Origin of the sequence: Xanthocytophaga flava (assembly GCF_030068545.1) — a bacterium.
Taxonomy (GTDB): Bacteria; Bacteroidota; Bacteroidia; order Cytophagales; family 172606-1; genus Xanthocytophaga; species Xanthocytophaga flava.
The window spans coordinates 13295-37149 of the sequence record NZ_JASJOR010000022.1 but is presented as its reverse complement, the minus strand read 5'-3'; the positions used below and the strand labels follow the sequence as shown (position 1 = coordinate 37149).

The 23855-nt window shown below is 39.3% G+C and carries 19 protein-coding genes; 6 read left to right on the top strand and 13 right to left on the bottom strand.

Annotated features, from left to right (window positions below; translation table 11 throughout):
• Nucleotides 1-90: 90 nt before the first annotated feature.
• The 3 genes from QNI15_RS26795 to QNI15_RS26785 are packed head-to-tail and all read left to right on the top strand — an operon-like array spanning nt 91 to nt 2250.
• The gene (locus tag QNI15_RS26795; RefSeq protein ID WP_313987292.1) at nt 91-381 is read left to right on the top strand and encodes a hypothetical protein; all 291 of its coding nucleotides are present in this window, start codon (nt 91-93) and stop codon (nt 379-381) included.
• A 44-nt stretch (nt 382-425) separates the two neighbouring features.
• Nucleotides 426-1676, top strand: a complete 1251-nt coding sequence (locus tag QNI15_RS26790) for a class I SAM-dependent methyltransferase (protein WP_314034669.1) — start codon at nt 426-428, stop codon at nt 1674-1676.
• A 31-nt stretch (nt 1677-1707) separates the two neighbouring features.
• Complete coding sequence (locus QNI15_RS26785; RefSeq protein ID WP_314001663.1) at nt 1708-2250, top strand: M23 family metallopeptidase; 543 nt, start codon at nt 1708-1710, stop codon at nt 2248-2250.
• Nucleotides 2251-2301: 51 nt separating this feature from the next.
• Here QNI15_RS26785 and QNI15_RS26780 read toward each other — a convergent pair whose 3' ends face one another.
• The 3 genes from QNI15_RS26780 to QNI15_RS26770 all read right to left on the bottom strand — a co-directional run bounded on the left by QNI15_RS26780 (nt 2302) and on the right by QNI15_RS26770 (nt 7286).
• The gene (locus QNI15_RS26780) at nt 2302-3675 is read right to left on the bottom strand and encodes an MATE family efflux transporter (RefSeq protein ID WP_314034667.1); all 1374 of its coding nucleotides are present in this window, start codon (nt 3673-3675) and stop codon (nt 2302-2304) included.
• 635 nt (nt 3676-4310) lie between these two features.
• A complete protein-coding gene (locus tag QNI15_RS26775) occupies nt 4311-5078 on the bottom strand; it encodes a carboxypeptidase-like regulatory domain-containing protein (RefSeq protein ID WP_314034665.1) in 768 nt (255 codons plus the stop codon).
• A gap of 285 nt (nt 5079-5363) precedes the next feature.
• Entirely contained in the window at nt 5364-7286 is a 1923-nt protein-coding gene (locus QNI15_RS26770; protein ID WP_314034663.1) for a T9SS type A sorting domain-containing protein, read from the bottom strand.
• A 386-nt stretch (nt 7287-7672) separates the two neighbouring features.
• Between QNI15_RS26770 and QNI15_RS26765 the strand changes: the two genes are divergently transcribed.
• Complete coding sequence (locus QNI15_RS26765) at nt 7673-8212, top strand: hypothetical protein (RefSeq protein WP_314001671.1); 540 nt, start codon at nt 7673-7675, stop codon at nt 8210-8212.
• 36 nt (nt 8213-8248) lie between these two features.
• Here the strand turns inward: QNI15_RS26765 and QNI15_RS26760 are convergent, their stop codons facing one another.
• Nucleotides 8249-9460, bottom strand: coding sequence for a Hint domain-containing protein (locus QNI15_RS26760; RefSeq protein ID WP_314001673.1), 1212 nt, complete (start codon nt 9458-9460; stop codon nt 8249-8251).
• Complete coding sequence (locus QNI15_RS26755; protein WP_314034661.1) at nt 9457-10749, bottom strand: hypothetical protein; 1293 nt, start codon at nt 10747-10749, stop codon at nt 9457-9459. Before QNI15_RS26755 ends, QNI15_RS26760 begins: the two co-directional genes overlap by 4 nt.
• A gap of 380 nt (nt 10750-11129) precedes the next feature.
• Here QNI15_RS26755 and QNI15_RS26750 point away from each other — a divergent pair, with 380 nt between their 5' ends.
• The gene (locus QNI15_RS26750) at nt 11130-13259 is read left to right on the top strand and encodes an OmpA family protein (RefSeq protein WP_314001677.1); all 2130 of its coding nucleotides are present in this window, start codon (nt 11130-11132) and stop codon (nt 13257-13259) included.
• Between the two features lie 375 nt (nt 13260-13634).
• Here the strand turns inward: QNI15_RS26750 and QNI15_RS26745 are convergent, their stop codons facing one another.
• The 6 genes from QNI15_RS26745 to QNI15_RS26720 form a co-directional block, all read right to left on the bottom strand.
• Nucleotides 13635-14117 (bottom strand): hypothetical protein, encoded by a 483-nt coding sequence (locus QNI15_RS26745; protein ID WP_314001679.1) that lies wholly within the window; start codon nt 14115-14117, stop codon nt 13635-13637.
• 49 nt (nt 14118-14166) lie between these two features.
• The gene (locus tag QNI15_RS26740; RefSeq protein ID WP_314001681.1) at nt 14167-15687 is read right to left on the bottom strand and encodes a DUF4132 domain-containing protein; all 1521 of its coding nucleotides are present in this window, start codon (nt 15685-15687) and stop codon (nt 14167-14169) included.
• 76 nt (nt 15688-15763) lie between these two features.
• A complete protein-coding gene (locus QNI15_RS26735) occupies nt 15764-16912 on the bottom strand; it encodes a hypothetical protein (RefSeq protein WP_314001683.1) in 1149 nt (382 codons plus the stop codon).
• Nucleotides 16913-16979: 67 nt separating this feature from the next.
• Entirely contained in the window at nt 16980-19154 is a 2175-nt protein-coding gene (locus tag QNI15_RS26730) for a prolyl oligopeptidase family serine peptidase (RefSeq protein ID WP_314034659.1), read from the bottom strand.
• A gap of 518 nt (nt 19155-19672) precedes the next feature.
• The gene (locus QNI15_RS26725; RefSeq protein WP_314034658.1) at nt 19673-20170 is read right to left on the bottom strand and encodes a 2'-5' RNA ligase family protein; all 498 of its coding nucleotides are present in this window, start codon (nt 20168-20170) and stop codon (nt 19673-19675) included.
• A gap of 110 nt (nt 20171-20280) precedes the next feature.
• Nucleotides 20281-20976: a hypothetical protein gene (locus tag QNI15_RS26720; RefSeq protein WP_314034657.1), complete on the bottom strand. Its 696-nt coding sequence runs from the start codon at nt 20974-20976 to the stop codon at nt 20281-20283.
• Nucleotides 20977-21174: 198 nt separating this feature from the next.
• On the opposite strand from QNI15_RS26720, the gene QNI15_RS26715 reads away from it, so the two are divergent.
• Nucleotides 21175-22215 carry a hypothetical protein gene (locus QNI15_RS26715; protein WP_314034655.1) on the top strand — a complete coding sequence of 347 codons (1041 nt, stop codon included), beginning with the start codon at nt 21175-21177 and terminating at the stop codon, nt 22213-22215.
• A gap of 63 nt (nt 22216-22278) precedes the next feature.
• Here the strand turns inward: QNI15_RS26715 and QNI15_RS26710 are convergent, their stop codons facing one another.
• Together QNI15_RS26710 and QNI15_RS26705 are read right to left on the bottom strand one after the other, a co-directional pair.
• Nucleotides 22279-22995: a phosphodiester glycosidase family protein gene (locus tag QNI15_RS26710; RefSeq protein ID WP_314034653.1), complete on the bottom strand. Its 717-nt coding sequence runs from the start codon at nt 22993-22995 to the stop codon at nt 22279-22281.
• Between the two features lie 64 nt (nt 22996-23059).
• Complete coding sequence (locus QNI15_RS26705; protein ID WP_314034651.1) at nt 23060-23749, bottom strand: GNAT family N-acetyltransferase; 690 nt, start codon at nt 23747-23749, stop codon at nt 23060-23062.
• Between the last annotated feature and the right edge of the window lie 106 nt (nt 23750-23855).

Sequence of the window (23855 nt, the reverse complement as noted above, 5' to 3'; positions counted from 1 at the left end):
CTGCAAAGAAATGTGGAGGTTTTTGTTTTAGAATAGTATAGAAAACGAACTTTGGCTTATTTTTTGCGGTTTTACTAGAAAAAGAAGACTATGAGCAAATATCAAGCTACCATCCACTTTGAACTGAGTGAAGCCTTTATGCGTAATGTTCCTGCACATCGTAATTATATCAATAGATTGATTAATAATGGTGTAATAGATCAATATGCTGTCAGTATAGAATCTGGCAAGGCATGGATTACACTCAGTGCGGAATCAAGAGAAGAGGCAGAAGCTTATCTGGAGAAATCTCCACTGCATCAGTTCTGGCAACTGGAGGTTGAAGAATTATTTGTTTTAGATAGCCATGCCTATCGATTTCCAAAACTGGTCATGAATTAAGACATATATTGTAGTATCTTTCCGGACCATTTCTGTTTTTAGAAATGGTGTGGTTCTCTGTATTACATATTACTCTGCCTGTGCCTTTATCTGAGAAACTTACCAATTTTTGTAAGGTCATTGATTTTGTTCAACAACATGAGTTTGCCAATCCTCAGGAGTTGCTCCTGAAGAAGCATAGATATCCTGATATTCCTGTGCAGGAAGCTGCCCTTCAAATACAGGCGCGACAAAAAGCAAAAAGCAAACTTCCTTCCTGGTTTGCTATCCCAACTATCTGTTATCCCTCACTACTTTCTCTGGAACAGTGTTCATCAGAGAGTACTGCCCTATTTAAAGCCCGATTGCTGTCAGGTAATACTCTTATGGATCTCACCGGAGGAATGGGGGTAGATACTGCTGCTTTTAGTCAGCAGTTTGAAAAGGTTTTCTACATTGAACAGAATCCGGAACTATGTGAAGTTACTCGATATAATTTTGAGCAATTGGGCATTACCAATGTACAACATATATCAGCCACCAGCGAAACCTGGTTGTCATCCTTTTCACAACATGTGGACTGGATATACATAGATCCTGCCAGACGTAATGAGGCAGGTGGCAAGGTAGTTCGGTTACAGGATTGTGTACCAGATATTTTGGGTTTGAAAGATATCTTGTTTAGTAAAGCTTCCCATCTGTTACTAAAGGCATCACCTATGCTGGATATTGACGTGGCCACCAATGAACTTAAAAATGTTGTCAAGGTATATGTTGTAGCAGTAGAGAATGAAGTAAAGGAGTTGCTCTTTCATTTGATGGAAGCATTTAACGGAGAACCGGAAATTGAAACGGTAAATCTGAATAAGAGTGGGGGCACTATTTCTTCATTTCAATTTTATCGCAGCCTTGAAGGAAATAGTGAGGTGTCTTTTACTTTGCCTCAGACATATCTATATGAGCCCAACGTAGCCGTTCTTAAAGCGGGTGCTTTCCGAAGTGTTGCCAGTTCATTTTCTATCAATAAGCTACATAGCAATAGCCATCTGTATACCTCAGAATCTCTGCAGACAGATTTTCCCGGACGTATTTTTAAAATAGTGGCTATAAGTAAATTGGATAAGAAAGAACTTCAGTCCTTTTTACCAGAAGGAAAAGCTAATATCAGTGTACGAAATTTCCCAATGAGCGTGGAAGATATTCGTAAAAAAACAGGTATACGAGATGGTGGAAATATATATTTATTTGCTACCACAGATTGTCAGAATCGTAAGATTGTTTTGGTATGTGAGAAGATAGATACTATACAGGAATAAATTCGCTGTTGTTCTTTCCATTTTTGTTTTCATGCAAACTGCCTTTGTTAAAAAGAAGCCCCGATCCCATTACAAACGATGGGTACTAGGATTTTTTTGTTTTGTAATTCTGATAGGTTTGTGTATACCTGAGAAGCTTATTATTCCTGTAGAGAAAGCTTCTGAGCGAGACTGGAACCACCATACTTTCTGGTATTATCCATGGGGCAAATCCGGAGTACACAAAGGTGTTGATATTTTTGCACCTCAAGGAAGAAATGTTGTTGCTGCGACTGGAGGATGGGTAATCTGGAAAGGGACTTTCGGAAGAGGAGGACGGGCTGTTATTATACTTGGACCTCAATGGCACTGCCATTATTATGCACATTTACAGGATTATTATACGCATTGGGGCTCATGGGTAGTTCAGGGTAAGACTATTGGTTCCGTTGGTACATCTGGCAATGCAGCAGGAAAGTCTCCTCATCTGCATTATTCTGTATCTACACTGATTCCATATCCCTGGCGATGGGATTCCAGTAGACAGGGATGGAAAAAGATGTTTTATCTGAATCCAGATACTTTATTACGGTGAAGAATATGTGGTATGTATAAACTTGTGAAGTTGAGGATTATACCCTAATGATTATCCTTGTATCATTATGCTTTTTTCAGTATAATAAGTTTCTTTATTCCATAGGGTATATAAGCCTATAAGAAGAAGTGTTAAAATTTCTGCCAGTGAACGGGATAGCCATATGCCTTCTAAACCCATTCCAAAATGTTCTGGCAATAAAAGTATGAACAGGGCAATAAAAACAACCCCCTTTAATACATTAATAAGTGTAGAAATGATTGATTTTCCTATACTCTGTAGATAAGCTGATAAAATATAGTTGGGACCAGCTGCAAAGAATAGGAGAAAATAAAGAGCAATAGCCTGACTGGCTATTTTTTTGAATGATATAGTAGAGTTACTGGAGAATATATCTATTAAAAAGTCGGGTACTATCCAACCTAGTGCCACAATGGCATTTCCCAATATAATAGTAAAAAGAAGCGAAAACCGGAATGTTTCCAATACTCTATGAGGCAATCTGGCACCTATATTGAATGAGAGTATAGGGAGAGAGGCAATCATTGCTGCTGTAAACAAACGGATAAATAAAAAACTGATATAGTTGACCAGACCAAATGCAGATACTGCCAATGGACCATAAGGTACTATATAGTGACTGATCAGTAAAAGACCAGAAGAAAAGGAAATTTCAGAGGCAAAAGAAGGAGTACCCAGATGCACTAGCTCTCTCCATTCGGTGAGTTGTAATGTAAATCGAAAGCCATGAAAACGGAAATGTCCTTTTTGTTTCCAGATATAGGTGAACTGATAGGCTACAGCTGCGACCATAGAAATAGCTGTTGCTATAGAAGCTCCTTCTACCCCCATGTGAAGCACCGCAATAAAAAACAGATCTAGTACAATGTTGAGTGATACTGCAAGCAGAGATGCATTACGGGAAATCTGAGGGGCATTATCATTGCTGATGAAGTTGCTCCATATCATGCGGAGAAAGAAAAAAGGCATTGCCAGTAACTGCCAGAATATATAGTGAGATGTATTGTTCAGTAGTACTGTATTCTCAGCTCCTGTCAGAAAGGTAGCAATAGTAGTGGTGAGGAATGGTGTAAGTATTGCTACACAACCTCCGGCAACCAGAGCGAGGGTAGTACCAAACTCAAAGATTTGTTGTACTTTGTCATAACGGGTTGCCCCACTGTTTTTTCCTATCAGAATACCTCCGCCAGTCATAATCGGCAAGGTGAGAGCAATAAATACAATGGTCACAGGTCCATATAAGCCTACTGCTGCCAAGCCTTCTTTGCCCACCTGCTGTCCCAATATAACACCATTGATAAGCTGGTGGAGGGTTGAAGAAAGAATACCTGTAAGAGCCGGAATGTAATACTTAAAAAATAGTGTGTTAATAGGTGCTTTCCCCAATGGATTGGATACACTCATAGGAAATGTGGTGAAGTGGGGTAGCGAAGGTATACTTTATTTCATTATTCTGTCTCTGTATTTGTTTTGAAAGGTTGTTTTTGAGTTTTTTTGGAAATAAGTAAGTAAATGTGTCCGTACTCGTAATTTTCGGATGTACTGTTTCCAATATAAGATAAATATGAATGATCCTGAGTTTTGAGGAAAAGGATCTTACCTTGGAACTATATACATAGTGAAGCATAATATAGAAGCTACAAAGAGGATTGCCTTCACTTCAATCGCGAAAGTTGACGTAGGTGCGTGAGGATAAAAATTCCGCGGGCCTAGCGTTAGCCCTGTGGGGCGAAGCTTTGGAATTTTTTGCCCTTTTTTGGCTCACACACAGACTGGCTCACCAAACTCTCGTTTGGTGCCCCTCTTTTGGGCAAGCAAAAAAGTAACAGGGCCATAAGAAGAGAAATGCTCTGGAATATTAACCTACTCTGGATACTAGTAAGGAAGAAATGAAGAAGCCACCAGACGAAGAAAAATCAGGGCTATAAATCAGCTCAACAAGAAAGATTTCTTAAAAATGAATCCAAGCCCACACTTTCAAAAATATAGGCTTGGGTTTTACTCCTATCCAAAATTCGGAATGATTCATCTTTATGGGTTTACAGCTCTGTATATTCAATATTGCTACAATTGGAGCAATACATACTTTCAGGTTGAAAATCAAGTTGCATGGAACTGGTAAACTGACTGTTGTATATAGATCTGTCCCGTAGCTTGAGCGGTTTATCGCCAGATGCAGACTTATACACTGCAGTTACAGTATAACGACCCATAGGTACATCTACCAATTTGGAATAATTATCTGAGCGGGGTAATCCCGGTTTTAACTTCAATGTTTGTCCTGTAGATCCATCGATAAGAGGGCCTGCTGGTGTAAGAGTAAATTCAACGTTTTCAGAGTCATAGATAGAGCTGTTTATGTCTTTCTCAATTTGAATCATACCTCCATAATATCCCAGACCGCTTGGCTTTTCTCCTGTTAAACGCCATTGAAAGTTCCGAACTCCACCTTCCTGTGTAAAGGCATCTGTATTTTCGGGATGAAGCTCCATTTCAAATTGTTTACCATTGTACGTTTTCTTCAATGTCGCATACGCCACATAGGTGCTGGCAACATTGGGAAGTTTTACGTTATAGGTTCCATCCTGACCTGTATTAGTCAACAGGTTAGAGTCATATAAATAGGTGTTGTCAATAACAACCTCTACACCTGCTAACGGGGCGCCTTTTGTGTCAGTTATTCTCCCTTTGGCGTAACCCTTCTCTTCTGTGATGGGATCTGAATGATTGTCATCAGTACCCGGGCATCCGGTAAGAACCAGCAGGGACGCCATCATCCCTGCAACTAGAAAATAAGAAGTTTTCATAAGTTGTATTATAGTGTAGTGTTTGAAAATAAGTTTTTTGCACCTGTGTTTTTGTGTGCTATCTGCTGTGTAGCAGATGAATAACTTGTACAAATCTCTTATTTAAAGGGTTGATATACAATCCCAAGTAATCAGTAATTTATTCTCCTTATAAATGAGGAGATACTTCCGGGAGGCTATTTGAGAGGATGTAACTGCTGAATCAAATAGAATAGGAGAGGGCGCAATAACAAAAAAGGAGTGATCTGAGATGACCACTCCTTTTTTGTTTCATATGTATTAGGTTTATCTTTCAACTAAGATCTTTGAAGTCTTATGATAGTTACTACCTGATATGATCACGAAATAAGCACCCGTTGGATAACCTTGTGTATTGATTTCCAACTCCTGGACCTGAGATACATTTTTACGATATACTTCCTGTCCCAACGTATTGGTAATCACAACCTGACTGACCTGTATTCCTTCTGCAAAGGTAAGCCGCAGAATGTCGTCTTTGACAGGGTTAGGTGATAGTGTAACTTCTGAATTAACTCCCAGTACAGTTACTGTTGCGATTCGTGAGTAACTGAATTCTTCATTGTAATCTGTTTGTTTTATACGGTAGTAAGACGTTCCCTGGTAAGGATTGTTGTCATAGGCTGTATACCCCAATGCCTGATTACTATTACCTGCACCATTTACAGTAGTTACTGTTTCCCAATCCTGACCATTTTGTGATCTCTCAACTGTAAAGTGACTGTTGTTTTCTTCTGAAGCTGTATACCATTTCAGTGCTACTTTACCTGCCTGTTTAGTAGCATCAAAGCTGATAAACGTAACAGGAAGAGGGGTTGTAGATACATCATTAGTTGCTAATGTAAAGAAAGCACCATCATAATTGCCTACATTATTTACAGTAAAGGACACAAGTCTATTATTGCCGGAAAAGTTAGGCGAAGGGCTAGCGACAATAGTTGTATTATTTGTGGGACTACCAAAATTTCCGTCGCTATCTATTAATAGACGTAGTGACCCATAATTAGTAGCAGTGATAGTTGGTATACTGGATACATCAAATGTAACAGTAATAGTACCTACATTGTTTGTAGCATCAAATCTCCATAATCTGGAAAGGCGTTGCCCATTACCAAAAAAACTGGCTGGCACATTAGAACTTAATATATTAAGAGGAGTTCCATTGTGTCCCCAGAACAAATAATCTCCATTATCTAGGTTATTAGTGTTGTTGAGAGTTACTCTTAGCATACCTGTTCCAAGTGCATCTGTCTGTGTTGCGTTCCCTGATCTACCAATACCGGCTACATCATTACCATAATAATTATTACCATTATTACCAGTGTTATCATAAGAGAAATAATCATTATCTATAGGAATATTGTATTTGGATGATAGATAATTGTCGAGAATATTTCTTTCTGCCTCATTTAAGGAACGCCCAAACTGGATAATCTCTGCCACATCCATATTTGAATATGAATTATTATCACCCGTTAGTGCACCAATAGTTACAGGAGATGTACTATTATTGAGAGTTGTAAAACTATGATTAAAATATTGTGGATTGTCATACGGATCATAGAGTGCACCTCTATTATTAACAATGTTGTTTCCTTGGTTGCCATCAAAACGGAAGCCAATGATATAACTTTCGTTATTACCATAATCCAAATTAAAATTATTCTCAACATCTCTATTATTTCCATTCACTACATCATAGAACAAATCATTAGGTTCTAGGTATAAATCGTATGCATAATTGCTATTGACAGTGTTTGATGCTCGCTTGCTGATAATTCCCCTTGTTGTATTATTATTCAAATTATACATTCTAACAACTGCATAGTAAGTAAGAGCATCATAGTTAGAACCTGTATTACCATTCAGAATATTACTAGAAGTAATGGTCATAAGATCATTACTTCCGTCAAAACGAACAGCAGGTTTACTGCTGATACCACTGTTGGAAATATAAGTAGGACGATTGACAGTTGTAGCTTGAGTTGCATTACTTCCTCTTCCGGAAGCATCAGCCCATGATGAGATGGTGGTTCCTGTAGGAGTATTCGTAATGTTATCAGCCCGTAGCCAGAGCCCGATATTGCCAGAGGCTCCAGTCTGGCCTACACCACCCGGACCTGTTTGGGCAGTAAGTGAACAATAGGAAAAGAGCAGGAAAATTCCTGATAAGAAGTAGTTTTTTACCATATAAGTGGATTATTCAAAAGACGGTACAGATGTAGTTTTTATGCAGATTTCACATTTGTACGCCAAGATATTATTTGGTAACCACATTGTAAAAAATATTTTTTTACATATAAGTAAATATTAAATTGTATAATGTGTTGATTTTCAGTTGCTTGTTAAAAATGGGTTTTGTGTAAATGATTGATATACAGTTTATTGTGAATTGTAGTAGGTTTATATAAAAACTTATTTTATTTATATTGTTGAAAAGTTAAAAATGATTGAACCATAAAAATAGATACAATTAGGGTGTAGGATTCATATTTTATCAGAAGTAGTGGCCTCAATAAGCTACAATAACAAAGTTATCTTGCTATGTATGATATTGCGCTTCAATGAAAATCTATATGAAAAACACCAGACTCATTTACTCTTCATTGATCATTGCATTAATTGGTGGAATAATTTTATGGAGAAATTTTAGACTAGAGAAATGTACAGGAATAGCAGACGGACTTACAACTATTTTTTTGTGGATACTAAGTTTGTTGTTAGTAAGCCTTATTCTTCCAGGGGCTTTTCAACGGTATAAAGAACAAAAAGATCCAGTGGAACTACTTCCAATTGGAATGGTAGTTTTTTTGTGTGGATGTTATATGATTTTATCGCTGTTGCGTCTCAGCACAGATAAAGCTTTTATGTATGCTGAAACATACTATGGTAGTTCACTTGCGTTATGGAATAATGGCACATACCTGTTGGAACAAAAAGCAACAGACTGGGGATGTAGCTATTCGGGAAGCTACCTGCTTCAACGTGATACACTAATCCTGGAAGATGTCAGACAGACTATTGATTCTATATTTTATAGGAAGTATATCATTCGCAAACCCTATCTGATCCCTATGTTGATGAAGGGATTTCAAAGGATTCTCTCCTCTATCTGAAAATTGTCCCCGAAAACTAATCATAACCAAGTCTGCTTATTTCACAGGCTTGAGCATTTCTGTCTTAACCAGCATTCCATTGGCAATAAAACTATCCCCATTTTCCAGTTCAATGGTATAACTAAGTTGTGATTCTTCTATAATTTCCATCTCCTGAACAGTTGTATACTTGTTTGCCTGTGGCAACCATATCTTGTCTCCTATAGCCAGTTGCTGAACTGCCTGATTTTGCAGATAACTATCGTTTGATCTTTCCGGATTGACAGATGCCCATTGTTTGTTTTCTACCCAGAACGGATGATCTTCTGTCACAATAATTTCTCTATCTGAGAATGCGATTTTTGTCATGCGTGTATGTCTGGCAGTAATAAGTCTGGTTACTTTGGCTGAGATTAATGTATTGCGATTGGTATCAAATGACAGTACATAGTCACCTGATTTGATTGACTCAATAGCTTGTGTGGAATGATCTGCCATTGTAATCTGTGTTCCTGCTGCAAAACAATGTACGTCCAGCCCTTCAAAGTTAATTTCGCTGATAGCCAGATCGGAATACTTACTTCCCTTGTAGATTTCCAGCACTTCCAAAGTAAGGATAAGGTCTTTTGTATGATCTATTGACTGAATAGGTTCAATCCCAAAGGTCTGACAGTTTGTAACATCCTGGAGTTCCAGAATAGCTTTGGGTTTATTATTAATATATAGCCTTAGTTTTTTGGCACGGGCATTGGCTTGCCAGAGATCTTTGTTTTTGATATATCCATTGTAGATATAAAGTGTAGTTACTCTGGGAGAAAAAGGCTTAAAATAGAAATGGATCTTTGCTCCAATGACTTCTTTCTGCGTATCAGGCACCCAAGCCGTAAAAAGGTCAAAATCATGAATATTCTCTACTTGATAGGTGTTTTTTTCATCCGCTTTTAAACTGGAAGAGGAGGTAAGTTTATAAGGACCGCCACCACAGTACCAGCTACAGCCGACACCTTCGGTATGTGGGCCCTCGCCCATATCCAGTTCGTCCATCATTTGTTGATCTTTTTGAGAGACTGTCTTATAGTCAAGCTTGCCTGAATTAACTTTCTCATACTGATCTAGCACTTTTGACCAGGCTGCTTGTTCTGCTTTAGAATAGTCATTGCTGCTACCTACTTTAGGTTTAAGTACAGGAGTGGATTGTGCGTATCCCAATAAGCTATTGAGGCAAAGGAGTAGGGTAGGGATTATCTTGCGAATGCTAAAATATGTCATTGAAAGTTGCAATTTTGAAAGAAACTATATCCGCCTGTATGCTTACCCTTCAGAGTAAGTTCGATTTTTTCACTATGAAGCAAATAGTCTCTGATCACTAATTTATTCAATGTTTTGAGAATTTCGTCTTTTGATAGCAATTTGTTAAATTTTTCCTGTAACTGTAAATAGGTGATTTGGCCACCTTGTGAATGGATAAATTCAAAAAAAGCATTATCTCTGCAAGTTAGGTTTTTAGCAATAATGATAACTATTTCTTTTTCCTCTTCGATGCAGAATTGGGTTATATCTCTCCAATAGAGAAGTTGTTCCAGCCTATGTTTGATGGGATATATACTGCCAGTGCTGGACGGGGACAGTTTATAGGTTTGATCCTTGTAATGAATAGTGACAGAACGATCAAGTTTAGATGAAGTGTTTTCTAGGTTAGATTCTATTTCTGTTGATTGATACAATATAAATAGTTCTTCTTTTTGTTTTTCCATGAAGTAGTGAAGTTTCTCTAATTCCAGACCTTGTATAAGCATCAACTCATCACTCAATAAAATATTTTGGGACATACAGTACTCTTCCCAAAAAGTAAGCAGGTCAAGTCCAAAATTAGAATCTCTAGGGTAGTAAGAGTAATACACACAGGCAAATTCGCTTTCATTACCATACGAAATAGTAAAGGAATCACCAGATGGAATATCCTGTACAATCTCTCTGCGTAAATGGCAGGGATAACAGATATCTTTAGGTCGATGAGACATATCTGATGGGATAAACAATTTTTGGCAATCTTCACAATGAATGCCCTTATCTTGTTCCCACCATGTCGGGCAATCATCATCTACTTCATTCGGTGAAGGAAAGTAAAAGGGTATGTCAAATTTTTGAGCAAAGTATTTACCCAATAGTGGAATGATTGCTGACTGAGATTCGCCCAGAGAGTATACCATATCTGCTTTATAATCGGTAGGGTGGGAATATACAACCCAAAGACACAAGTGTGCTTCCGTTTCTCTTGTGGGCCAGATAAATGCTTCCTCATCCCATAATGCTTGAATTGCCAGTGGTTTAGATCCTATTTTCCTGATCTTTTCCCAAATTATTGGAATCAATGGTTTCGTAGAGTCAGGAAGTGAAGCTTCCTCTTCAGGTGATAGGGGTGGCAATGCAGTTAACAGAACTTGTTCCAAAAGTTCTGTTTGCTTCTCTTCTACATCAATTTCTTCTGAAGTATGAGTGACAGAAGTTTTAGAGAATCGTGATTGAAGGAACTGTCTGATTTTTGTGAAAAGATGCATAGAAGAATAGATGCTATAGACTTTGTTACAGTGGCTAAAAGATGGGATGATAGAATTTTTTGAATGCACATGTGCTTGTAATCCAGGATATATTCTTGTGTTTTTATAACTAGCGACATACCCAGATAGAATAACTATCCTGGTTTTTAACTTTTGTGTTCCAACACCTTCCAATCTGTTTCTGTTCCTCAAACGTACGGTAAACCACAGGCAAATATATACCTCTTAACATAAATCTGCCCTTTTACCTCATTTGTAAGAAGTAGACATAGAATGCATTGGCTATCAGGCATATTTTCTGGTCTTTTACTTCGCGATTGCCTGATGTTTTACTTTATGTTTTCACAGGTATAAAACGACTTTTACTAACTATGCTGGCTATGAGACACTATATACTTTTTTTTCTTCTGCTGCTTTCGTTTGTGGCTAAGGGACAAAGCTCACTTTGGTTTTATGACGACTTTGTAGACAATCATCATGGATGGCCTGTCAGTGAATCTGCAGACAATCGGTATGCTGTAGGCAATGGTGTATATACTATGGAGGTTAAGAATGGGAATGTATACTGGATGTGGAAGTATGTACATGTGAATGATGGCAAAGATTTTATCTATGAGGTTATAGCACGCAAAAAGACAGGGGATGAAGGTGCTGATTTTGGCATTACTGCATTGGGAAAAAATAGTACAGTTTATCAGTTTCGTATTAATCCAACTACACAAAAAAGCTGGGTTGGTTCCTATAAAAAGGAGTGGAAGTCTATTGTCAATAATGAAACAAAGGCTTTTACTAATGAAGATTACAAAGCCAGCAGCAGTGTCAAAAAAGATACTGCATTAAACAAGCTAACACTGCAACGGAAGGGTGATGAAATTAGCTTTCTTGTGAACGATGTAGAAGTATTCAGAGGAGGGTATTCTAAACTATTCGAACGATTTGATGGAAATTTTGGGTTTATCGTGGCAGGTAAGATGACAATGGAGGTAGAGAAAGCTTCTGTGAAACAGGACAATGCAGTGAATACATTTCCGAACATGCCTGCTTACCTGAAGAAAGAGAATCTGGGTCCTGCTGTAAATACTACCTATGATGAGGTAGTTCCCCGCATTGCCCCGGATGGAAAAACGATCTATTACAGTATAAAACAACATCCTGATAATACAGGCGGTACTTCTGATTCGGATGATGCCTGGTACTCTGAGCTAGGTAAAGATGGCAAATGGGGACCTCGTAAGAAACTGTCTGCACCTCCCAATGGTCCAGGATCTACCTATGTAGTGAGTCCATTGCCAGATAATAACACACTGGTAATGAACTGTAAGTATGATGAAAATATGAATATTATTCCGGAATGGGGATTGTCTGTGGTTCAGAAAACAACTACCGGATGGAAGCTACGTGAAAATATTGATATCCCTGATTTTTATAGCAAGGCCAATATTCTGGAGCTGGCCGTATCTGCTGACCAGAAAGCCATTCTGGTGACTTTAAAAAGACAGGATAGTTATGGCGAACGGGATATCTATGTAAGTTTAAAGGGTGAAGATGGCAAATGGAGTGTTCCTTTTAACATTGGGAATGTAGTTAATACAAAAGGAGATGAGTCTTCTCCTTTTATGGCTGCTGATGGCGTGAGTCTATACTTTGGATCAGATGGACATGCGGGGTATGGCGCTTCTGATATATTTGTGTCCCATCGGTTAGATGATACCTGGAAAAACTGGTCTCCACCAATGAACCTGGGGCTGGCGATTAACACACCTGGCTGGGATGGTTATTATACAATTCCAGCTTCCGGAGACTTTGCATATCTGACCAGTGACCAGAATAGTATCGGCAAACTGGATATTGTTAAACTAAGTATTCCGGATGTGGCAAAGCCTAAACCTGTAGTGCTTGTCTATGGGACTGTGTTAAACAGCAAGACAAAACAACCTGTACAGGCTGACATTACCTATCGGGATCTGAGTAACAATAAGGAGTTGGGTACAGCTACTTCTAACCCTGTAGATGGTTCATACAAAATTGTCTTACCAGCGGGAGTTGTTTATAGTTTCCTGGCACAAAAAGCTGACTTCTATGCTGTAAGTGAAAATATTGATCTGAAAAAGCTCAATAAGTATCAGGAGATCAAACGGGACCTATATCTGTCTCCAATCGAAGTGGGCCAGACAGTACGACTGAATAATCTTTTCTTTGACTCTAATAAATTTGAATTGCGAAACGAATCCAAAGCAGAACTGGATCGTCTGATTGCTATTTTGAAAGAGAATGCACAAATGAAGATCAAAATAGAAGGACATACTGACAATGTGGGAGATGCCACTTCTAATATGACTTTATCAGGTAACAGGGCTAAAGCGGTTGTTGCCTACCTGACAAGTAAAGGAATAGAAGCTGGCCGACTAACTTCTCAGGGATATGGAAAAGGCAAGCCTGTTGGTGTGAATACTACTGAAGAAGGCCGTCAGAAAAACCGTCGTGTAGAATTTGTGATTTTGAGTAAATAACAGAGCAGTTTTGTAAACATACTAAAACATCCTGTCCAAATCTGGCAGGATGTTTTACTTTTAGAGATTGCCAGTTGAGCATAGTTTGTCTCATGATTGGCTCATGCGTATAATTCTATGCATAAGGCAAAAGAAAGAAGCGGTTTAGTTTATCTGGAAGAAAACAATTTTTGCTCGGAGTTTACCGCAAATTTGCTGATGCGTTTAATTCACCGCAAAAAAAGTTTTTGCATAGAATAAACCGCAAGATGAGTATCTGATCGGAATTCACCGCAAAAAAAATCCTATGCATAATTCAGGTCAACAAATGTTTTTGTATAGAACTATGCACAGGATAATGGTACAGCAGGATTTCATTTTTAACGATACAAAATACTACCCTTCAAACTCATAGATCCAGTCCATCTCCATATCAAACCACCAGTATCTGTCTACATTTGTGAGATTGTAGTCTCCACATTTTATCCATTCTATTTTCAACGTGTCATTGACGATTCTCATTTCTGCATAAAATGGGTCTTGCCCGGTTTTGTTGATTTCGTATTCAGGAGGTGTGTCAAGCCAGTAGATGATTCCCCAGAACTTTAGTAATCCATCTTCTTCTACAATCACTTGTTTGGCTAGTATATCATCTGCACAGAAAGAGTTTGCATTTTTATTGTCTTCTATGGTGATCTTATACTCTAGCAAGCTTGCCAATAGCGATGAAGTTTTATTAGTAATGTCATAATGAGATAGATCTAACTTACCTTTAAAATTGAACCAAGGCTTTATCGCTGGAAATAGCTTATCTATCAGATTATTATAGTTTTTTTTAGCTAACTCTATGTCAATGTGACTTGTCTTTTTTATTCCCATTCGGATAGTTTAGTATGAATTCTGAAGTAAAGTTTTTTACTATATGGAGTTATGTAGTGATCAGCCTCTGTAAATCACTCATTACCTCTGAGTATACAGTAGTTGGAACCATACCAAAAGGAATCAGACGATTGTCTTTTTCGTCATGCACTTCCCAGATAGTAGTAGAGCGTGTACGAACAAAATAGGCTTTTCCCAGTGTTGCTTCCGGATTATTGTAATAACCTATCCCAATGCCTTCTGTCTCAATAATTGCTATTATTTCCAGTTCAGAAAAAGATCTTTGATAAGAAGCTATTGCTCCACTATCTACTACTGACCCTCTCGCCCAACCTGTTTTTTCTAAGCCGAAAATCTGATAACCATTTACTTTTTTATCCTGGAATGATGTGTCCATGCGCTGAGTCTTTAATTCCTCTGGCACTGTAATGAGTGGACGATGTAACTGGGCAAAGGGTTGAGTGAGATCTGACTCGTAGAACTTCTGTTTCCAGTGTTGCAATAGTGTCTCTTCAAGTAAAATAGGATGGACCAGACCCACAAAGCTGGATTCATTCAGCACTATTTCTTCTTCGTGAACATTGAGTAAACTACCATCTTCCTGGCAGACAAACGTCTGTTTTAAGAGCTTATTGGCATCGTATTCACCCCAGACCAGACGCATGGCATAGGCAAATAGAATGGGATTACCCTGAAATAAATCACTCCATGTGGTAGCGGTACGTTTGGTTTGCAGAATCATTTCATTGGTCAGACGGGCGTTCTGCATTTGAGTGATTCCCTTGATTTCTTTGTTGATTTCTTTAAACTCACTCTGAAGTTCTTTTGGTGTGTTTTTAGGGAATGATTTTAGAGGCTTTCCTTCTTCATTCTGATAGGCTAGTTTAAAGCTCATGTCAATGTAAGCCCTGTAGGTTTGACCCTCTACGTCAAAATATCGGAAAGACCCCTCAAAACCAAAGTCAGGCATCAGACGATCTGTGAATTGTTCTTCTGTAAGACCTTGCTTCTCCGCTGCTCTACATATAATAGCCGTTGCAGCTTTGCCTACATTTCGTTTCTTGGTTTTGTACTTCTTGGCAAATTCGTAGATTGTCCGATAAGATTTGGGTGTCCCCCAGGTAGTAAAGATATCCAGTGCTGTAATGGCTAGCTGTAACCGCATCTGGCGTTCTACCCAGTCCGTAATTTGTTTTTTTACAATGGGGAGCATGGATTCATTACCCAACTGAGATACAAGTATCAGGCAATATTTTTCTTTGTTGTCAGATCTGTTTTGTACAAACAGTTCCAGTACTTTCAGGGCAAATTCTACACTTCTACTCTTGTCAATCTGATCCAGTACCAGATTGGCCTCATCCGGAATTTCCCTTTTCATCTTGCTAAGGTGATAAAACAAGAATTTCATAGATAGGGGATCTACTGTATTCCCTGCCAAGGTGTATAAAGGTGGTAGCATCGCATCATCCCACCAACTAATAAGTGGCTTGTCTAATTTGCCCGTTTTTTGCAGAGCAGCAATGCTTTGCTGAAGTTTTGCCTGAGCATCGGAAGACGAGGTAATTTCCATAGACTGTATCTGGGTCGTTATTGTGTTAGATTGTATGGTAAGATAGCATTCTTTTTACCTAACAGGTAAACGATTTCTAGAAAAACAATCCCTTCTTTTTCTTTCGCTCCAGACGGGATAACTCCAGATGGAGGGTATCATTGTTAAACGTGTAGTCAAGTACCATAGATTGAGATGTTCGTTGTGAAAGAGTAGCTGCAATAGAATCTTGACCAGTAAATATGTTTGGATATCTGATTAGCAGATGATTGGTTTTGGGATCAAATGTATAGAGTCCATGTAAACCGTGCACAGGATTATATACCTCCGGACTAGGGCTAAAGTCACAGGTTTCCATAAAAAAATATATCCGGGAAACAATCGTAGAGTCCTGCTGCCAGGCATTGGCAGAGGCAACTTGCCCATTTCGTACAAACTTTCTGACTTGCCAGGTCCCTGTTAGTTCATGGTCAGTCTGGTCAGTAGAAATAAAATAATAGATCATTGCAAATGCGGCTGCAATAGGAATAATTCGGAGGACATGTTTGGTATACCCTAGTGATATAGCCGGAACTTTTTCTGTCAGATCCCAGAATACTGCTTTGAGCTTTTGAAAGTCATTAAGGAGCAAGTAAAGAAGTCCTATTGTGAAAAGAACCGCATTGATAAAAGCTCCTATATCAATACCAAAGAACATATCGATTAAGACAATATTAACCATTACTGGTAATAAAAGAAATGTTCCCAGCAAGGTAGTTCTGCGATAGAGTAGAAGTATACTGCCTCCAATCTGAAAGAGAGCTATGATTACCGCTAATGTATACGAATAACCGAAGTAATACCAGGTAAGTCCAAATCCTGATATTTCACCTAAAGGAGTATCCAGTTGGTATTCAGGTGTCGTGAACTGAGTCTTGAGAATTTTAGCAAAGCCATAGGTTGAAATGCAAAATGCTAGCCAATAACGTATTATACCCTGTAACCAAGCCCTATGTAAACCCAGGTCTTTCTGTTGATGCATTTCCTGTCGGTGCCACCAGACGCTATAACTACCAGATGTAATCAGTATTATCAAAGGTATGCCTACTAGTATCCAGTTCGTGAATCCTGGTATAGTTTGAAGCCAACTACTTAGATACGTTATCAGAATCATAAGTACCACATTGACTATACCTGTAACGGCTAGCAGACAGGTCCTAAATTTGAAAAAGAAGGATGTAGTATGAGTAAGGGTAGAGACTGGCATAACAGCAAGATTCAGTAATAAAAAAATCCTCAAATGTGAATCTGAGGATTTTAAGAGGAAATTGCAATTATTTATTGCCTAAGGTTACTGTCTGAAAATTAGGAACTCCTGTTTGCCATAATCCAAAGGAATAGACATCTGCCAGGTTCTCAAACTGTTTTTGTTTGGCGTCTCCAATGCCATGACCCGCTTCATAATCTGTAAGGAAAAGGATGGGTTTGTCTGACTTGTTACTGGCCATCAGACGGGCGGCAAACTTGGCAGGTTGCCACGCAATGACACGCGGATCATTGAAGCCAGCTGTGATTAGTGTTGCCGGATATTTTATACCTTCTTTGATATGAAGATAGGCATCCATTTCAATCAGGGCTTTGCATTCATCTTCTTTCTTTACAGTACCAAACTCTGGTACATTCACCGGACCGTTAGGTGATTCTTCCATGCGGACTGCATTCAGACAACCTACTTTCGGAATGGCTACAGCAAACAGGTCCGGGCGTTCTGTCATAGCACGTCCTATCAGGATACCACCTGCGCTGGCTCCATAGATAGCTATCTTCTGAGGGCCTGTGTAGTTATTTTTTATCAAGTATTCCGCACTGGCAATCAGATCTTTCCATGTATTAGGCTTAGTCGCTTTTTGACCAGCCTTATGCCAGGCTTCTCCCAGTTCGCCACCCCCTCTTACGTGGGCTATTGCCAATACCCCATATTGTGCCCATAATAGAAAGCTCGGTGAGAATGCGGGATTTACAGAGGTAGAATACGCACCATATCCGTAAATAAGTACAGGGGCTGTTCCATTCTTAGGTGTCCCCTTCTTATAGATTAACGATACCGGAACTTTTACACCATCATGAGAGGGAATCATCACTTCTTCAACTACCATATCCGCATATTCCGGATATTCGGCTTCTGTAGACAGAGGCTGAGACGTAAACTTATGGCTCGCCAGATCAAAATAATAGCGTTTGGCATCTGTGGTCCATCCTGAAATAGTGACCCATAGCTCTGAAGACTTTGGAGATTTTGCCAGTAGATTTATACTTCCAGCAGCCTGAGGAAGTTCGATTTTTTGTGGTTCACCTCCAGTTCTGGGTACAAAGTATAACATAGCCTCTACTCCGTTTTTGGTTCGTACAAAGTAGATACCATCTTTGGTGATCGTAAGCTTTTGATCATCAATAGCTTCTTCAGGGTTCTCTGCTACTACTACCTCTGCTTTATTTACATCAATAGCCGACAATGGCATGCGCATAACCTTCTGGTGAGGCGCATCTTTGGAGGTGATGAAGTAAATATGTGTACTATCGGAAACAAAGCTGGTAATCTCTTGTTCGGGTGAAAACAGGGGTTGCCACATAACAGGAGGAAGGGTTAGCTGACTTGCCGGAGCATAGTATATTTTAAGGTATCGGCTCACCGTATTTAACCTACCATACACTAACTTTGTATTCCTGTCATAATTTACTTTAGGGTATTCTTCCGGATGGATGCCCATTGAAGGATAGCTGGTAGAGGAGAGCGCATCTTTATCTTTATTCTGAAAGGTACCCAGGGTATGTAGCATGGCTTTGGTATTGAGCCGTGCATTGGGGTCTTGTACATTGTGGCTATTAGCAGGCGTGTAGGAAAAGGTTTTGTTGTCAGGAAGCCAACTACCATTAAACCATGCTCTGTCTAATCGTTCAGGATAGAGGGTCTGGGTTTGGGTATTGATGAAGATGATCTGTCCTAATTCAGCTCCTTTCTCAGAAACACAAACAGCTACTTTGGAGCCATCAGGAGAAGGTGAAAAATTGTTCAGTGAATAAGCCTTCTCTCTATTGTATTTTTCCGGATCAAATAACAGCGTTTCCTGCCCTTTATACCCATCACGATAGTATAACTTAGGCTGCTGATCCTGTGGACGTGTTTTCAGATAGAAATATCGATCTGTTTCCAGGATCTTGAGACTGGTAATACGTGCAGCACGTCGCTGATCAAATTCATTCATTTTATCAATCAGACCTTGTCGGCCAGGTATAGCATCCAATGTATTGCGGGCTTGCTCTGCCTGTGCTTTCATCCAGGCTTTTACTTCCGGATCTTCTAGGTTCTCTACATTACGGTAGGGGTCTGTAATTTTCACCCCAAAGTATTCTTCTGTAACGGGTTTGGGGGCAATGACGGGGGGCGCCGTTTGTCCAAACAGGGGTAGCTGCAGCCCTAGAAGTAGAATAACTATTAAACATTTTCTCATGCTGTATGGGATTTGAATATATAAATATATTGATTGTCAGCTTTATGAAAAATATTTTATTAACTAAACGAGAAGTGAATACCCAAGGAAATTTCTGAAAACTTCTTGTTGAAGAGACAAGTCATCGGGTCAGTTTCAACTATTCGAATGCTATTCAAATACATGGACAACAAACCGGGATCATTCGTTTGCTGATCGACATAAAAAACAAACAGAGTTTAAGTTACTTTGGTATTTAACTGGAGCTCCAGTTGTTTCTTTGAATTATTCAAATTCTGTTCATCTTTCCGTCTGACCGGAATTCTGGTCAGACTAAAGAAATATTCAAACTATGATCAGTTTCTGGAAGTATCGGAATAGCGGTCATATCTGAGCATTATCAGTATATTGATGGTTTGTTTACCGGAATTTCGATTCGTTAGTTGCTGGATGTTTTTTACAGAAGTGTGGGTAGAGACTGGTACGTAAATAGAGGATAATATGTTTCTGTCAAAATAATTTTTATCAAAGAGTTTATGTTAAAAAATAAACTCTTTGATGACTTTCCACTCCTTGCCATCTATCTGTTCGATGAGGCTGATTCTGGTGAAATGTATGGATTGAGGAAAGGGTGCTGCTGAGATTTGAATAAATATCTCGTCTGTGCAGGTAGAGTTGCGGGGATGCATCAGCGTAATGTGTGGTTCAGGACGTTTCGGTTCCTGTATTACATTTTGCAGAATATACTTTCGCAGTGTATAGAATGTTTCGTTCTCGCCCTCTGCTGGTAGAAATACTCCTTTGCCTTCTGCAAAACGCACAGGCTTTCCAAATCTGATTTCAACACCTGGAAAGTTTAGGTTGTTTAAGTTTTTGACTACTTGAGTAAGATCTTCCAGTTCGCTTTCCCTGCAAAGGGTTACGTGGGCTTTGATAAGGTTGTATTGCTCCGGATTAAACTGGTGGCGAACTTTCTCTATTGTCTGGGATACTGTTTCATCAACAAACAGCGTAAGTTGTAGGCGTTTGGAAACCATTATAATGAGTAATAGGCTGAGCAATTTTCCTCTAAAGTAGTGACTAAATGGATTATACTCAGCCTTTATTTTCAAACAGTAGCTACTTGTGTGGCTCTTTTGTAGATCGGCTATTTTGTGTCACAGGGCAGCTGTTTCTTCCATTCCTCTGTAAAGTGATCCTCCCAAACCCACTGCGTTACAGTGCTATCACAGTTAACTGTTGCTTGTTCGTTCTCTGTATGTGTAAACCGAGAGATTGCCATTTGCCGTATCCGTAATGTATCATGCGAAGGCTTTCTGTTGGACTCTGTAAAATAGCCTATCTGAAATGTAGTAATGTCTTCACTTGAATCTGAGAAGGCTTCTTCTTCATAGGCTCCACCTCCATTTCTTCCAACAGGTAGCCAATCCGTAATGGACTGAGTAGCTTTATTCCATACCAGCAGATAGGTTCCGCTTTCACTATAATCGCCCAGTTCTGCTATATATATTGCTGTAAGCATAGTATATTCTCCTTGCTGAAACTGGTATTGAGCTCTAAGACTACCACTACTGAGAAGGGCGTGGAGTGGCATGTGTTCTGTTGTATTGGTATCCGGCTTGGGAAACAGTGCTAGAAAAGCTGTATCCAGTAGAGAGCTATCTGATTCAGAAGACACTTCTTCCCATTCATATAATCCCTTGGTAGTGGGCGCGATCGGTGTAAACTTTTGTAAAAAGCGTTGAGCTAAAGGTGAGAGGGCTGAAGGTTGGTCGGAATGTGTAACAGATGTACAGGCTGCCAGTCCCAGGAATAGCAGGAGAGTACAAAAATGGTTTTTCATGGTTGCTCGTTAGATAAAAAATATACGTACTAAAATTGAGTGGTAAGCCAGAAGAATACGAAAGAGCAGGCCACAAGGTTTGCCTTATGGCTTACAATATTATTTACTACTTTTTAGCAGATTTTCTTACACGTATTAAACCATCGTGGTCTGGCTACGTCAAAGACATGTACTAATTTTTTAACCAGATACCATACAATGCGATTACTCACACTTTTACTGATTTTATTGTTTACCGTCTCATGCTCTAAAGACGATGATGTTACCGGAACACCCTATGTGGATGATGATCTGGCCGGACCTATTTCAAGACCTTCCTCTGGATATGGTGCTGATGGTTCGTATACAGTTGCTAAGGTTAGCTTTGCCAGTCCATTGTATAGTGGCAAGATGGTAGATATTTTCTATCCACAAGGCATTACTTCTCCCAGACCTGTTATTTTCTATTCACATCCTTTTGGTGGAGAGAGTAGTGAGTACAACATTGGACTATTTAACTTTATCGCTAAAAAAGGATATGTAGTGGTTTTTGCACCCTATCCAACTACAGGTGCTTCTGTTGATGAACGGTATAATACTTTATGGGAAAGCTTTACTAAAGCAGTAAAGGATTATCCCAATCTAATTGATACTAAAAAGGTTGGTTTTATGGGACATTCTTTTGGTGGAGGAGCCTCTTTTGCGTTAGCTTATAAAGGATTTGTAGGACAAGGTTGGGGAGAGAATGGCCGGTTTATATTTTCTATGGCACAGTGGTATTCGTATCAGATTACTACACAGCAACTGCAATCGTTTCCTTCTAATACCAAGCTGATTTCCCAAATCTATGATGATGACGATACCAACGACCATCGCCTGGCTATCGACATGTTCAAACACATCAACATTGCTGATTCTGAGAAGGATTTTATTCTGATTCGCAAAAGTGTAGTGGGAGGATATACCTATGTAGCTGATCACGTGTTGCCTAATACCCGTAGTGCCTTTGATGCATATGATTACTATGGGATATACCGACTGCTGGATGCTATGATTGATTATAGCTTCAATAACAATGCAGCAGCCAAAACAGTAGCTTTGGGTAATGGTTCTAAAGAGCAAGTAACTATGCCTTCTTATAATGGACAGTCACTGGCTCCACTGGAGGTAACAGACACTCCAACACCACAATACCCACAAAATAAATACGAATTTCCATGTAATTCCTCCACCAATCCACGTCCGGAATATTGTCAATAATGGCAGTTGGATTTGCGAATAGAATATGAAGATATGGGACAGAACATAGTTCTGTCCTGTTTTTTATTCTACTATCCCTACTATCACTCCAAAGTTGCCATCTGTTTGCCGGACATCTTTCTCAGGAAGATACATACGGGATACAAAGCCGTCCAAAAACAAAGCATTGGCACAACCTTGCTGTTGAAAATACAATGCAAAGTCATAGAAATTTATGGGGCTACGGGAGATAGCAAATAATACCTTACCACTGGGTAGTATGCCTACACCACTTCGGATAACCTGATTGGGTGATCCTTTTTGAAATACAGGATGAATGGCTCCATTGACTACCAGCATAGGACCGGACTGTGTTGCCCACTGAATCTGTTTGGATAAACTAAACTTATTCGTTTCAATCACAAAAGCTTTGCCTGCTTTATCAATATAAAAAACACCATTGGGTTTTAAATAGAAGTTAGGTATGGAAGATCCATTCTTCAAAACTTCTTTTTTATTGAGAGGTTCTATTACCTTTCCATTCTGAATAAACAATCCAACAGGAGTGCCATCTGACTCATACATCCCTCCATTGGTTGCAAAGATGAGTTTTTTATGTTGGGAAGTTATCCAACTCTCCAGCCTGCTAATACTCCGAAGATGCTGGTCTTCACTATCCTTCCAGAAAAGCTGAATCTTCGCTGGATCAGCTGTATAGGTAATTAGTGAGTCTTCCTCATAGTGTGGTGTTGTCCATGATATGCACAGCAGAAAAATCACCAGGTAGTAGATAAGTCGCATAGAGGTAAAGTTATTCGTTAACTCAAACTATTTTGTAGGAAGTAATGATAAAAGCAGGTGTTTTTCACTTCTCCTGCTTCTCAATTACATATACCATCATCTCCCGGCGGGTTTCAAATCCCAGTTTCTTATATACCTTATAGGCACCGATATTATCTGCGAACAAATGCAGAAATGGGATACGGGATTCAGCGAGGATACTCCGTAACTGATGATTAACCAGGTGGGCCGCATACCCTCTGCCAGTGTAGCCAGCATCTGTACATACTGCACTTACTTCTACATAAGGCCCTGGTTGCATACGCCGACCTGTCATGGCTACCAGTTGGTCTCCGTCAAAAATGCCATGATAGCCTCCAAACTCAATAGTACGCGCAAAAAATGGCCCCGGATTGGTTTTGGATGTTATCTCCAGCATAGCGGGTACATCTTTGGTTTGCAGAGGGACTAGTTCCGGACCATCTGCTAGCTGACTGATAGTAGGTTTCTCACATACCATCTGCAGCAGGTCTCTTTTGACCAGTATTTTCCAGCCTGCCGGAATAGAGATCTCGCCAGGTGTAAATAGGATAAAGTGAATCGGAGAGGAAACCAAACTATAAAGTTCGTCAAGATCTGTCTCTCTATTGTTCTTCAGTCCGGCAAAGGCTGCAATTTCCCGGTCAAAGTATCGGACGTTGTCATTTCCTGTAGAGATGTTGTGGTTGTGAGTCGTTAATGCATTCCAAATGGGGTTATCAAGTATATGTGTCATAGGGTGGTTTGATGGTAGTAAGTTTTGTATACAGTGAACAAGAGGTCATTCATTCGTCTGTCATGCAAAATTGCCTATTTTTTTGTTTTGCTTCATATAGTTTATT